A 14,648-nucleotide genomic window follows, 5' to 3' on the forward strand; every position below is an offset into this window, starting at 1 on the left:
TCAGGCGGCGCCTGCGGCTAGGACGCGCCCACGCTGCAACACCACCTGGCGGTCCAGTCGTGCAGCGATGCGCGGGCTGTGGGTGACCATCAACAGGCTGGTGGGGCTGTCGCGCAAGAGGTCCAGCAACAGTTGCAGCACTTCGTCGCTGGTCGCCTCGTCCAGGTTGCCGGTGGGCTCGTCGGCCAACAACAGGCCCGGGCGTGACGCCAATGCGCGCCCCACCGCCACCCGTTGCTGCTGGCCGCCGGAGAGTTGTTCCGGGTAGCGCTTGAGCAAATCCCCAAGGCCCAGGCGCTCGACCAATTGCGCCTGCCACTGCGGGTCAAAGCGCCCCGCCAGCCGCGCCTGGAACGCCAGGTTATCCTCGACCCGCAAGCTGCCGATCAGGTTGAACTGCTGGAACACCAGACCGATTTCGGTACGTCGCCAATGGGCCAGTTGCGCTTCGCTCAGTTGGTCAAGGCGCTGCTCGCCCACCTGGATGCTGCCGCCATCCACACGGTCGAGCCCGGCCACCAGGTGCAGCAAAGTGCTCTTGCCGCTGCCCGACTCGCCCATCAGCGCCAGACTGCTGCGCCGGCCCAGGTGCAGATCGACACCGGCCAACACTGCCAAAGGCCCCTGGGGGGTGGCATAGCTTTTGGTCACACCTTGCACCTGCAACATGACAACACTCGTTTGATGGGCGGCCATCGAGAATAACGGCTACCGCCCAAGGCCACGCAAATTTTTCACATGGATTTCACCGGCTGCCCACCCGCGCCTCTTTAAATTACCCACCAAGCATCACTTGTCGGCAACTTGTTAGTTGCCCTTTTTCACAACTTTTTACATGCAAGGTGTTCAGCGAAAAGACAGCCGTCGTGTGACAGCCTCTGGTCCCACTAAGGACATTCGCTAAAACGTTGCGCCTAACTAATACAACACTGCCAACAATGCCCATGGTGAATGAAGTGGTTGACCTTACCCTGACCAAACCGCGCTCGCCCCGGGACTTTTTCAAGCGTTTGCAACGACTCTGGCTGGGACTTGCGGTGGTTGGCCTGCTGCTGGTTTGCAGCCTGTTCTGGCCGGCGTCGCCACGGGACCTGGGCATCGGCGACCGCCTGCTGACCTCGCAAGTGATGCCGCTGTGGCGCGACGGCGACCTGATCGTACTGGTGCGCCATGAAGAGCGCTGCGACCGCTCCTCCAACCCGTGCCTGGGCCCGGTGGAAGGCCTCACAGTGCACGGCAGCCAACAGGCCGAAAAGCTCGGCAACGCCTTTAAATCCATGGGGATGGACACCAGCGATGTGCTTGCCAGCCCGGCTATCCGCACGGCGCAGACCCTACGTTTCATGTTCGACAAAAACGAGCTGACCTCGGGCCAACAGGCCATCTGCGGCACGGCCATGGGCGAGGAATTGCTCAGTCAAAAGACCCCCGGCCGCAACCTGGTGTTCGTCACCCACAGTGGTTGCATCGCCGACTTCGAAAAAACCCAGGGCTTCCCCCATGCCACATTCCCCGAATACGGCAGCGCATTATTCGTGCAGGCATTGCCCAACGGCAAATTGAAGATCCTGGGCATCGTCAACAACCCGGATTGGCCTGCCGCGCTAAAACAGACTCACTAACTTACCCGCCGCCCTGTTCAGCAAAAAGACAGCCCTGTTCTGGCATGTTTAGTTGCGCCTTTTAAATAAGGACATCATGAATATTTTCTGCAATTGCGTGAACGCTGTGACTTTTCCAACTATTAATTCACTACTTGAAACCTACATCACTGAGCGTCAGGGAGCGACGTTTGCATGACCCGACTAAAATCCCTGACGGTATTACTGCTGGCCTTCGTTGCGCTTTACCTGCTGCCCCTGGGCCTGCACGGCCTGTGGACCCCGGACGAAACCCGCTACGCCCAGATCAGCCAGGAAATGCTCCAGAGCGGTAACTGGGTGGTGCCGCACTTCATGGGCATCCGCTACTTCGAAAAACCCGCCGGCGGCTACTGGTTGATTGCCCTGGGCCAGGCGGTGTTTGGTCAAAACCTGTTCGGCGTGCGAATCGCCTCGGCGCTGACCACCGGCTTGAGCGTGCTGCTGGCCTACCTGATCGCCCGTCGCCTGTGGAACGACCCGCGCAAGAGCTTCGCCTGTGCCCTGCTCTACCTGAGCTTCGGCCTGGTGGCCGGGCAGGCGGGGTACTCCAACCTCGATCCGCAATTCACGCTCTGGGTCAACCTGAGTCTGGTAGCCCTGTGGTTTGCGCTCGACAGCACCACACTGCGCGGCCGCCTCGGGGCCTGGGTCATCGTGGGCCTCGCCTGCGCCATGGGTTTCATGACCAAGGGTTTCCTGGCCCTGGTGTTGCCGGTGCTGATTGCCGTGCCATACATGCTCTGGCAACGCCGCCTGGGAGAGCTACTGCGTTATGGCCCGCTGGCGATGGCGGTCGCGGTATTGGTGGGCCTGCCGTGGGTGCTGGCCATCCATCTTCAGGAACCCGACTTCTGGCGCTTCTTTTTCTGGAATGAACACATTCGCCGTTTCAGCGCCGACAACGCGCAGCATGTGCGGCCCTGGTGGTTCTTCCTGCCGATTATCGCCGTGTCCAGCCTGCCGTGGGCGGGACTGCTGCCGACGACTCTGCGCAAGACCTGGCAGGAAAAGCGCCAGCCGGCGATCACGTTCCTGGCGTTGTGGCTGCTGCTGCCCCTGGGCCTGTTCAGCTTGAGCAGAGGCAAGCTGCCGACCTACATCATGCCGTGCCTGCTGCCCCTGGCCTTGCTGATGGGCCATACGCTGATCGACCTGGTCAAGCAGGGTAAAGCCCGCACGATCTGCCTCAATGGCCTGTTCAACTTCATGATCGGCATGGCGGCCATGATCGGCCTGATCTACCTGCAAATCGCCCGGCCGCTGTACAGCAACAGCCACGCCGAGATGTTCAGCTTGTCCCTGGCCTTCATCGTGTTGCTGGTGTGGATTCTCGCCAACCTGCTGCAAGTGATTCGCCCGCTGACGCTGTGGGCGATGCCTGCAATGGGTATCGGCGTTCTGGTGATCCTGCTGCCGGCAAGCATGCCGTCATGGATCGCGGACAACGAAATGCCCGACCAGTTTGTGCTTGAACACCTGGAAGAACTGCAACAGACCCACGCCCTGCTCAGCAACGAACTGGGCGGTGCCAGCGCCCTGGCCTGGCGCTTGAAACGACCGGAAGTCGCGTTGTATGACACCGAGGGCGAGCTGCGCTACGGCTTGCAGTACGCAGGCTCGGTGCAGCGCAAAGTGGAACTGGACGGGGTCCAGGCCTGGCTCAAGGACGCGCGCCAGCACGGCTCGGTGGGCGTGCTGCTGCGGGTCAACAGCACCAGTGAAATGCGTGAAGCCGGGCAACTGCCGCCAGGCGGTAAACGTTACTACAAGGGTTATCTCGAGCTGATCATCTATCCGAGCCTGCCCTGATGACGACTGTGTGGAAGAGCGAACGCGGCGCCCTGCTGCTATTGCTGGGCGTCACCGCGCTGCTGCTGCTCACCGGCCTCGGCGCACGCGACCTGTGGGGCCCGGAGACCCGCTGGGCGAACATCGCCTTGCAGATGCTGCAAAGCGGTGACTACTTCGACCCCTATCTCAAGGGCACCCCCTATTACGACAAGCCCCTGCCCTCCTACTGGCTGATCACCGCCACGGCCCACCTGATGGGTGGCCTCGGGCCGTGGTCACTGCGCTTGCCCTCGGTGATCGGCGCCTGGCTGGTCTACCTGCTCGGTGAGCAACTGATGCGCAAAGGCACCGGGCTGATCGCCGGCTGGATGCTCGCCACCACCTTCTACTTTCTGTTCTGGGCGCGGGTGGCCACGGCGGATGTGCTGACGGTGTGTGGCGTGCTGGCCGCGGTCTGGTGGTACTGGCGTGGACCAGAGGACACCCGGCTGGGTCGCTATACCGTGTTTTTCCTGTTGCTGGCCGTGACCTCGCTGTTCAAGGGCTTGATCGGCTTTGTGCTGCCAGGCCTGGTCCTGCTGCCGCACCTGCTCGGCGAGCAGCGCTACAAGCAGCATCTCAACCTGCGCCTGGTGCTCGCCCTGCTGATCGCTGCCGGGGTGTATGCCGTGCCGTTCGTGCTGTCGCATGTCTACGGTGCGCCGACCTATGGGCAAAGCGGCCTGGCCCTGGTATTCCGCGAAAACGTGGTGCGATTCTTCGACCCCTTCGACCACATGGGGCCGATCTACACCTACCTGATCTACCTGCCCGCCTACACCCTGCCGTGGCTGCCGTGCTGGCTGCTCGGCCTGCGACTGGCGCTGCGGCACTGGCGCCAGACCCCGCCCAACGTGCGATGGCTGGTGTGGGGCCTGGGCCTGTTGTTTGTGTTCTTCACCGCCAGTGGCAGCCGGCGCAGCTACTACGTGTTGCCACTGGTGCCCTTCGCTCAGTTGCTCGGCGCCTGGTGGCTCAGCGAACGCCTGCAAGCCAGGCCCGCCAGCCGGCCGCGCTGGTACAAAGGGTTCGCCTGCGCCGCCGTGTTGATGCTGCTGGTCATTGGCGTGGCCTATCCATGGAGCAACGGCAATGGCGGCGTCACCCGCCTGGCCGAGGATGTGCGTACCGAAGCGGTCAAAAGCGCACCTTGGGATGAGTGGCAAATGGTGCTGGTGGAAGTGGACAACAAGGTGCCGATGTACCTGCAAAACAGTGGCGAGCCGTTCTACTACGTGGCCGAGACCCAGGACTTCCCGCGCCAGGGCGACAGCGCGGCGTTCATGGCCTGGCTGCAGAAAACCAGCGGCAAGGCCTTCGATCCGCAGCGCACGATCATCGTCACGCAGTATTCCAAGGATGATCCGACGCCGTTGGCGTACCTGGGCGCGGATCACCAGGTCATCACCACCCAGCCGGACAATGGCGAGCGTTTGTTTCAAAAACGGCAGGACGGCAACGTGGCGTTCGTTCCCTTGCCTGAATAGAAGCGGTCTTATCCTTTTGGCAGGCTGGCGGCATGGATAAATGCCTCATCCAGGCTTTGGGCGTCGTAGGCGCCCATGAAGCCTTGCGCATCAGTGAAACGGTTGAATCGCCTTTGGCTCAGCATGTAAAAGTCATCGCAATGCGCGACGATTTCATCGACGTTGTGTGATGAAACCAACACCGCGACACCCTCTGCCGCCGCCCCCTCCAGACAACGCCAGATGTGATAACGAAACTCTGGATCCACACCCGCCGTGGGTTCATCCAGTATCACCAGGTCCGCGTTGGCGCAGAGCAGGGACAACGTAAAAAACCAGCGCTTTTCCCCATAGCTGCAGAGTGCGGATTTTTTGTTCCAGATCTCGCAGTAACGCTCTGCGATGCCGGGGCTCCATTTTTCGATTTTATCGAGTGCATGTTGTTGGGTGACCCTGGTGTCGGAGCAAAACAGCATGGTCATTTTGAAGATGTCGAACATGCGAAATACAGGGGGTGTGCTGATGATCTGTGACAGGTACAGCAGCTTGGAAAAGGCGCTGCTTATTTCACCACCCTCTCTTTTCTTCAGGCCGCACAGCACATCAAAAAAGGTGGTTTTGCCGGAGCCGTTTGGGCCAAGAAGGCCTGATATGGAGCCGGCAGTGACTGTCAGAGAAGCCTTATGAAACACGATATGAGTTCCATACCTGACGTCAAGAGAGTCTACGAGAAGCCTTGCCATCAATAACGACTCCAAACAGGATTGATTAATAAATAACGACACATCACTAAAAACAAAAACACAAGTGAAATGGCAACAACCCAGAAAACCAAACCGCATTCAACCACGCCGTCCAACATAATCTTATTCGCCCACCACATCGGGTTAAAAACACCGACTATAGCTAAGGCGGGACTCACTGGACCCATACTGATGATCCCGAGAGCCAACATCGTAAGGGACAAAATTGAAAAGAGGGTGCTCGTATTTTGAAAGCCTAATGGGACAAGCGTCAGCAACAGCGCGGGTATAGAAAAAAGAAGAAAGCAAACATAAAATCGCCCTACGATCACAAGATACTCCGCGACATCAAACTCCCCTGAAAAAATTCGGGTGAGCATATAAAATACGGAGCAATACAATATTGAAACAACTGAATATGCAGAAAACTGCCCAATCAAAAAAAACAACCTTCGTACGATCCGTGTAAACAAAAGACCGAAGAAAACCACTTTCCCTTCGACCAACTATGTAAAAGGCAAGCCCGAACAGTGCAACATTTGAGGAAACAAAGGCGTAAAACCATGAAGTCTTCGACAGGTAATCCACGGCCTCACTACTCAGTGGCGCACGCGCGTAGGTAAGCAAATAATAGGTAACCACTGGAGATACCACTGTCCAAAATAATGCAACAGGTTCTCTGAGTTGTTCCTTTATGAACAATACTGCTAGCAAGACCGGCCTTGACACGAAATAAAAACCCATCATTCACCTCACGGAAACGGGACTATAACTTCTAGCCTAGAGCTTTCAACCGGGTACAGTGCGCCACCGCTCGGGTATCCCTTTTGCAAGAACCCAGATCCCTTGATAGTAATGGGCGCATCAATTTCTCTACATCTGAAAACTCTAAGGAGAAAGGTGAGAAATGCTCAAGATCTCAGGGGAATTGCTCTTTCTAAAAATGCAAAAGTATCATTTTGATTTAATCCATTTTCCGCCAACACCTCATCCAGCTCGACTTTCGTCATCAGCTTCGACAGTTTTAGTTGCCGAAGGGCTCTTATCAACGACTGTGAATGAATTTTCGAAACCCCGACGTCGGAAATTAAAAGACTCTCCGCCTCAAAGTTCAGGATTTCATAGTTAGGTATGGTTATATTCATTAGCCTCATGCGCGCATCAAATTAGGTTGCTCACCGTCAAGCAACAACACCAAATCTAGTCCAGCAGGAGAATATCGCAACAACAATAAAACCTTCACGTAGGAAATATAACTATCAACTTTAGGAAAGTTCACTCACACAATTCAGAAGATCAACAATTGCCAAAAACGTCAAAGCTATCACCCATCACACTTCAAAAAATCAAACCCTGTGAATTTAATAACTTACAAATTATCGGACTAATAGAATCAACTAATACCCACGCAGGTGTCTTTTGCAAAACAGAACTCAGTCCTACAGACGCGAACAAAAAAACCGACAAACGGCACTGGTTAGTTCTTAATGTTTGTCGTCCGCGCTACGCTGATACCGGCTTCGCTCATCTGTGTAATGACTACATCGCCGAGGATGTGTGAACAGAGACGGCCAAACTCGCGTAGTGCTTTCAGCACACCCGCAGGTGGTGTGTATGGTGCAGAGTACCTCCTTGAGTTTTTCTGCCTCGCGAATGAATGCGATGTGCCCTTGGGGCTCTTCGCAGTGGGCATCGCTCGCTGCGCCATACGCCCGCAATCAAATATCCGGATTGATCCGGCTTTTGCGCTGCGCACTCGCCAAGTTCCGGCTGTTGAGGTCGCTGTTCCGTCTGCCCGCTTGCAGGACGACGGCGCGGTTGGTCACCCGTTGCAGGTCGGACAAGCGCTGAGAAATGCAAAGGATGACTACGCAGCGGGCGCGTTGGCCGTGTGTTTGTATGAGCGTATAGGTAGCCTTGGAATGAGTGGCGCAAGCGGCAATAGCCAGAAAACGAGTCGAACAAATAGTCATGCGCCGCAGGGAAGTACAATCATCTTAATCACCTGCAAGATAGTTGGGCTCATCAAAACCAACAGCTCCATATAATCCAAACACATGGATACTCGTTTTTTTATACCTGTCAACATACACAGTTTACACACGCCTGAAACTTGAAATAATTGGAGCACACCCCCGCAAAGGAAGCGCTCATCATGTCTCAGGCACACTTGAAAGACCTCATTCATCACAACGAGCCCGGCAAAAGCAAAGCAACGGGTACATTCACCGTAAGTCTGGATGGTGCTCAATTCCCACTGCCACAAGAAAAACGCTTGGATTTCGAGAAACATCTCGGCGACGAGCTTTTCGAAACCAGATGGATTGGCAGGAGAGTAGGTGAGCAGTCTGACGCCGACTATCAAGCCGTTGTATTGACCATTTCAGATTCGGTCCCCGATGGACCTCATCAAGTTACATACTTTGGAGACGTAACGGTGACTTACGCTCTTGTTAAAAACAGTCTCATCTTCACTTATTATGCAAGGGCAGGAGAACTCACCCTCACCTCTGATCGCACATCTGGGCAGGAGCATATTTATGGCACTTTCACCAATTGCCGAATGGTTCAGGATGAGGCGCCGCAAAATGAGTTCCGGATGTCGGGCACTTATGACCTGAAGGATGTTCGCATCATCCCTTGAAAAAAGGGGGCGGTGCCAATTGCAGCCGCCCCCCCTCACTTCAAATCCGCCGCCGCCGCCCCAACTGCGGAATAGCCGCCTGAGGCACCTCCACCCGCTGCACCTGCGTCAACACACACCCAGCCAGTTGCGCCACCGTCGGATGACTGAACAACGCCCGCGCATCCACCTCTACCCCCGCCTTGCGCATCCGCGCCACCAGGTTCACCGCCAACAACGAATGCCCCCCCAACTCAAAGAAATGATCGTGTCGCCCCACCCGCTCCAACTTCAGCACCTCAGCCCAGATCCCGGCCATCAAGCTCTCCACGGCTCCGACCGGCGCGGCATAGGCTCGGCTCACCACCGCCCCCAACCCCGGCTCCGGCAAGGCCTTGCGGTCGAGTTTGCCCGCTGGGTTGAGCGGTAACTCGTCGAGCTGCACAAACGCCGCCGGCACCATGTATTCCGGCAATTGCTCCAGCACATGGGCGCGCAACGCATCCGGGCTCGGCGCCTCGGCACGCGCGGTGAAGTACGCCACCAGGCGTTCATCGCGAATCAACACCGCCACTTCACGCAACGCCGGATGCACCAGCAGCCGTGACTCGATCTCTCCCAGCTCCAGGCGTACGCCGCGCAGTTTGACCTGGAAGTCGTTACGCCCGAGGAACTCCAGATTGCCGTCAGGCAGGTAGCGCACCAGGTCGCCAGTGCGATACAGGCGATCACCGACCACGAACGGGCTGTCGATAAAACGCTCGGCGGTCATCTGCTGCAGCCCCAGGTAACCCCGCGCCACGCCGACCCCACCGATGTGCAACTGACCGCTCACGCCCATGGGCGCCGGCGCATCATGCTCATCCAGCACATACAGGCGTGTGTTGTTGATCGCCCGCCCGATCGGCAACTGCAATGCCGGCACCGGCGCGCCGGGTTCCAGGGTCCAGGCGCTGCTGTCCACCGTGGCTTCGGTGGGGCCGTAGACGTTATGCAGGCGCACCTTGGGCAAACGCGCCTGCACGCCACGAGCCAGGGCTTCGGTGAGTTCGCCACCGCCGCACAGCACATCAGTGAGGCTGGTACACAGCGCTGACTCTTCCAGCTCAAGGAACTGCTGCAACATCGCCGGCACGAACTTGATCACCGTGATCTTCTGCTCGCGAATCAGCTGCGCCAGATAGGCCGGTTCGCGATGACCATCGGGCCGTGCCAACACCAGGCGCATGCCGTTGGTGAGCGGCCAGAACAGCTCCCACACGGAACCGTCGAAGCTGAACGGCGCCCGCTGCAATAGCGCGCCGCCCTCGGCATTGGGGCACAGCTGCGAGCCCCAGTGCATCAGGTTGCCGAGGCCACGGTGTTCGATCATCACGCCCTTGGGCGTACCGGTGGAGCCCGAGGTGTACATCACGTAGGCCAGGTTGGCCCCGCTCAACCCTGGCACCAGCGGGTTGCCGACAGGTGCCTGGCTCCACGCGCAGTGGTCGAAGTCGATCACCGGGATCGACACGTCACCCGGCACGTCACGGGTGGCGGCGTGTACCAGCAGCGCCACCGGTTGGCTGTCGTGGAGCATGTAGGCCAGGCGCTCGCGCGGATAACCCGGATCCAGCGGCACATAGGCGCCACCGGCCTTGAGGATGGCCAACAGGCCCACCACCAGCTCCAATCCACGCTCGACGCACAGCGCCACGCGGGCGTCCGGCTGCACACCGCGCTCACGCAGGTGGAAGGCCAGTTGGTTGGCGCGTTCGTTGAGTTCGCGGTAGGTCAATTGCAACTCGCCGGCCTGCACGGCGATGGCATGGGGGATATGCCGCGCATGGGCTTCGAACAGCGCCTGCACCGTGAGGGTGTCGGGGTAGTCGGTGTCGGTCGCGTTGAAGTCCACCAGCAGGGTTTTCAGCTCGCCGGCGGGCAGTACCTGAACGTCGCGCAAAGGTGTCTGTGGCGCCTGGTCCAGCGTGTCCGCCAAGTTGATCAGTGTGGTTTCGAGGTAGTCGAGCAGCCGACCGGCGCCAATTTGCTGCGGCGCCTTGGCCTTGATCCGGAAACCGTTGACCGTGTCGTCCACGGTCAGCATCAGCGGGTAGCTGAGGATGTCCTCACTGCTGAGCAAGGCAATGCCCGGCACCAGGGTCAGGTCACGCTCGGCGTCGGTGTGGCGGTAGTTGAGCAGGCTGTTGAACAATGGCGACGCACCGCTGCAACGCTGGGCCAGCGCCAGGGAGGCTTGTTCATGGGCAAGCAAGGCACTGAGGCGTGCGTGGGTATGCGTGAGGGCTTCGGTCACCGTGCGCCCGGCCAGGCGCACCCGCAGCGGCAGGGTGTTGATGAACATGCCCAGGGCGCGATCGGCACCCTCGCCCGCCTGCAAACGGCCGAGCAGCACGGTGCCGAAGACCACGTCATCGCGGCCGGCGATACGGCTGAGCACCTGGGCCCAGGCCAGGTGGAACAGACTGGCGGTGCTCACTCCCATACCACGCGCCTGGGCACGCAAACGTTGATTGAGGCTGTCACTCAAGCCACGTTCGGCTTCTTCGGTGTGCGCCCGATCCGCCTGGCGCTCCTGGAGACCGAAGGCCAGGGTCGGCTCGTCGACATCGCCCAACTGCTCGCGAAAGAACGCCTCGTGCGCCGCTTGACGTGCCGGCGAACGGGCTTGCACCACCACATTGCGATACGGCACCGACGCCGGTAGTTGCGCCTGTTGGCCGAGCAAGTGAGCGCGGATTTCCTGCATCAGGAGGGTGGTCGAGGTGGCGTCATTGACCAGGTGATGGAAACGCAGCCGCGCAACCCAACGCGAGTGCTGCGGCTCTTCGGCATAGTCCAGGGCCATCAGCGGCGCCTGGCGCAAATCCAGCGGCGCGGGGTCCTCGCGCAGCGGTTCAACGCGCAATTGCGCCTGGCACCACACCACTTGCATCGGTTGCTCCAGGGCCTCCCACACCAGGCTGGTGCGCAGGATATCGTGGCGGTTGATCACTTGTTGCAGGGCCTGGGCAAACGCGTCCAACTGCTCGCGCTGCGCAAAGCTGAACAGCGCCTGCTGCTGATACGGATCGCGCTCATCGGTGATGTGGTGGTAGAGCAAACCTTCCTGCAGCGGCGCCAGCGGGTAGATGTCCTGCACGTTGGCCACGCCGCCGGGAATGCTCGCGACGATCAGATCAAAGCTGGCAGGGTCGAGTTCGGCCAGGTCGGGGGCGTCCACGTCGCTGAGCTCACTTGCCGCCGCCAGGGCCGCCAGGGTCGGCTGGCCGAACAGCACCTGCACATCGGCATGCAACCCGACCTGGCGCATGCGTTGCACCAATTGCACGGCCAGCAACGAATGCCCGCCCAGTTCGAAGAAGTGGTCGTGGCGCCCAACCTGCTGCACCTGCAACAGCTCGGCCCAGATCTGCGCCAGTACGCTTTCCACGCCGAGGTGCGGCGCCTCATACAAACGGGTGACGAACGCCTCTTGGGTCGGTGCGGGCAACGCCTTGCGATCAAGCTTGCCGTTGGCGGTCAGGGGCAACGCGTTCAACTGCATGTAGGCGGCTGGCAGCATGTAGTCGGGCAGCGATGCTTGCAGGTGGGCGCGCAAGGCTTCTATCGGCACAGCTTCACGGGGGACGAACCAGGCCAGCAACTGCCCTTCGCGGGCTTGCACCACGGCGTCCTGAATATGCGGATGCGTGGCCAGGGCCGTTTCGATTTCGCCCAACTCAATGCGCACGCCACGGATTTTCACCTGGTCGTCATTGCGCCCCAGGTACTCAAGGTTGCCGTCCGGCAGCCAGCGTACCAGGTCGCCGGTGCGGTACATGCGCCCCTGAGTAAAGGGGTCGTCGAGGAATCGCTCGGCACTGAGCTCGGGACGCTTGAGGTAACCCCGCGCGATGCCCTGGCCGCCCACGTACAGCTCGCCTGCCACCCCGATGGGCAGCGGCCGTTGCTGCGCGTCCAGCACATACACCCTGGCATTGGCGACAGGCGCGCCGATATGCAATGGCCGGCCGACGGCCATGGGGCCGGAGGTGGCGACCACCGTGGCTTCGGTAGGGCCGTAGTTGTTGATCACGGCGAAGGACTGCGCCTGGGTGAAAGAACGCAGTCGGTCGCCGCCGATCAGCAGAGTGCGCAGGGTCGGGTGGTGCAGGCCCTGGCTGAAGGCGTATTCGGCCACGGGCGTCGGCAGGAAGCAGACGTCCAGCGGCTGTGCCCGCCACCAACCGAGCAGCGCGTCGATGTCTTCGGCGCCATCATGGGCCGGCGGCAGGTGCAGCGTGGCGCCCACGCACAACGCCGGCCAGACCTCCCAGGCCATCGCATCAAAACCGAAACCGGCGACGCTGGCGGTGTGGCTGCCGGCATGCAGGTCGAAGGCCCGGCAGTGCCAGTCCACCAGGTTCGAGACGCTGTGGTGCTCGACCATCACGCCCTTGGGCAAACCGGTGGAGCCGGAGGTGTAGATCACGTAGGCCAGGTGAGAGGGGCTGACCGCGACGCGGGGGTTGGTGCCCAGGTGGAAGGTCGGGCGGTCGAGCTGGATCACCGGCACCGTCAACTGAGGCAAACGATGCAGCAAATCGTGCTGGGTCAGCACCACCACCGGGTCGCTGTCTTGCAGCAGGTAATTCAGGCGCTCGGCGGGATGGGCCGGGTCCACTGGCACGTAGCAGGCGCCGGACTTGAGGATCGCCAGCAAACCCACCAGCGTATCCAGACCACGCCGCGCCAGGATCACCACCCGGTCGTCAGGCTGCACGCCGCGCTCCAGCAGTTGATGGGCCAGCGCGTTGGCCTGCTGGTTGAGTTGGGCGTAGCTCAGGTGCCGCCCCTGGTACACCGCCGCCACGGCGTCCGGTGCGCGCGCGGCCTGGGCTTCGATGCGCGCGTGCAGGGTGTGTGGCTGGGTGACAGGCTGGGCGGTGGCGTTCCATTGCTGCAACCGCGCCTGCTCGGCGGGTGTCACCAGGGAAAAATCGCTGATCGTCAGCGCGGTGTCTTCCAGCCCCTGTTCCAGCAGCCAGGTCAGGCGCTGCGCCAGGGCCGCCACTTCATCGTGCTGGAAGTACGCCTCGTTGTAGACGCAATGCAGGCAAGCGGTGTCCTGGTAGCGATTGCTGCGCAGGTGGAGGGCCAGGGGCAGCGGCTCGTGGTGGTTGGACACTTTGACCGCACGGGCCACTGTCGTGCCGTAGCGCAGTTCATGGTCGTCCTGCTCGAAGGACACCGACAGGTCGAACAGCTGGCCGCGGTCGCTGCGACGCAGGCCCAACTCACGGTTCATCTCGCTGAGGGGGAAACGCTGGTGGCGGAAGTCCTGCTTGAGCTGGTCGCGCACCCCACGCACCACCCCGCTGAACGGCGACTGCTCATCAAACTGCAAGCGCACGGCGCTGACCTGGGTGAACAACCCGACGGTGGAGCGGAACCGTGCATTGGAACGGTTGAGAATCGGCACCCCCACCACCCATTCCTCGCGTTGGGCGGTGCGGGTGAAATACACATACAGGGCCGCCAGCAGTACATGAAACGCCGACGCCTGGTAACGGTTGGCCACCTGTTCCATTCGGTTGAGCAGTGCCACCGGAAACGCCTGCGCCAAGGTATTGCTCGCGGCCTTGGCCGTGTGCCGTGGGGTCAGCAGCGGCTCCGGAATCAAGCGGTATTTGTCCAGCCAATAGGCGCGGTCGCGGGCATAACGAGCTGACGCGTGGTAGTGCTGGTCTGCGTCGATAAAATCGATGTAGGAAGGCGCCGGCGAGTCCGGTTGTAGGCCTTGCGCCAGGGCCGTGTACAGCTGCGCGAGGGATTGCAGCATCTGGCCGAAGCCCCAGCCATCGAGGATCAGGTGATGCGCCTGGGTGCCGAGGCGGTAGTGATCGTCGTCGAGCTTGACCAGGAAAAAGCGGAACAACGGCGCACCCTGCATCGCATAAGGCAGGGCCATTTGCGCCTGCATCAGGGCGTGGCTCGCGGCCTGCGGGTCGCAAGCCTTGGAAACGTCATGCAGCGCCAGGTCCACAGCCAAGGTGGCAGCGAAGGTCTGGCGAGGCAGGCCGTCGGCGTCGCTGTGCAGTTGCGTGCGCAACGCGTCGTGCCTGGCCACCAGGCATTCAACGGCGCGCTGCATCAGGCCGGGGTCAATGGCGCCGGCAAAGTCCACATAACCACCGATGTTGTACAGCGGCGAGTCGCCTGCGCGCAGTTGGTCGAGCCAGATGTCCTGCTGGGCGGCGGTAAGGGGGAAGCTGGATGAATGCTTCATAAGATCCTTCTCATGGAGGTCAGGCACTGGCCGCGCAGGGGTGCCCATTACGACGAATGGGCCGGATTGGAG

The 14,648-nt window shown here is 60.3% G+C and carries 7 protein-coding genes and 1 pseudogene; 4 read left to right on the forward strand and 4 right to left on the reverse strand.

What is annotated here, in order from left to right; translation table 11 throughout:
• Positions 1 to 669, reverse strand: coding sequence for an ABC transporter ATP-binding protein (locus tag BMX59_RS18535; protein ID WP_092244575.1), 669 nt, complete (start codon positions 667 to 669; stop codon positions 1 to 3).
• 275 nt (positions 670 to 944) lie between these two features.
• On the opposite strand from BMX59_RS18535, the gene BMX59_RS18540 reads away from it, so the two are divergent.
• From BMX59_RS18540 to BMX59_RS18550, 3 genes are all read left to right on the forward strand, one after another.
• Complete coding sequence (locus BMX59_RS18540; protein WP_175486692.1) at positions 945 to 1,622, forward strand: lipopolysaccharide core heptose(II)-phosphate phosphatase PmrG; 678 nt, start codon at positions 945 to 947, stop codon at positions 1,620 to 1,622.
• Positions 1,623 to 1,796: 174 nt separating this feature from the next.
• The gene (arnT, locus tag BMX59_RS18545; RefSeq protein WP_093124416.1) at positions 1,797 to 3,452 is read left to right on the forward strand and encodes a lipid IV(A) 4-amino-4-deoxy-L-arabinosyltransferase; all 1,656 of its coding nucleotides are present in this window, start codon (positions 1,797 to 1,799) and stop codon (positions 3,450 to 3,452) included.
• Complete coding sequence (locus BMX59_RS18550; RefSeq protein WP_093124421.1) at positions 3,452 to 4,960, forward strand: ArnT family glycosyltransferase; 1,509 nt, start codon at positions 3,452 to 3,454, stop codon at positions 4,958 to 4,960. Before arnT ends, BMX59_RS18550 begins: the two co-directional genes overlap by 1 nt.
• Positions 4,961 to 4,968: 8 nt before the next feature.
• Here BMX59_RS18550 and BMX59_RS18555 read toward each other — a convergent pair whose 3' ends face one another.
• Positions 4,969 to 5,682, reverse strand: coding sequence for an AAA family ATPase (locus BMX59_RS18555; RefSeq protein WP_071492131.1), 714 nt, complete (start codon positions 5,680 to 5,682; stop codon positions 4,969 to 4,971).
• Positions 5,682 to 6,426: pseudogene (locus tag BMX59_RS18560) on the reverse strand (ABC transporter permease). Before BMX59_RS18560 ends, BMX59_RS18555 begins: the two are co-directional and overlap by 1 nt.
• 1,411 nt (positions 6,427 to 7,837) lie before the next feature.
• Here BMX59_RS18560 and BMX59_RS18575 point away from each other — a divergent pair.
• Positions 7,838 to 8,326, forward strand: a complete 489-nt coding sequence (locus BMX59_RS18575; RefSeq protein ID WP_092244560.1) for a hypothetical protein — start codon at positions 7,838 to 7,840, stop codon at positions 8,324 to 8,326.
• Between the two features lie 40 nt (positions 8,327 to 8,366).
• Here BMX59_RS18575 and BMX59_RS18580 read toward each other — a convergent pair whose 3' ends face one another.
• Complete coding sequence (locus tag BMX59_RS18580) at positions 8,367 to 14,576, reverse strand: non-ribosomal peptide synthetase (RefSeq protein ID WP_093124426.1); 6,210 nt, start codon at positions 14,574 to 14,576, stop codon at positions 8,367 to 8,369.
• Positions 14,577 to 14,648 lie beyond the last annotated feature (72 nt).

The sequence above is a fragment of the Pseudomonas sp. NFR09 genome (assembly GCF_900111535.1).
GTDB classification, from domain to species: Bacteria; Pseudomonadota; Gammaproteobacteria; order Pseudomonadales; family Pseudomonadaceae; genus Aquipseudomonas; species Aquipseudomonas extremorientalis.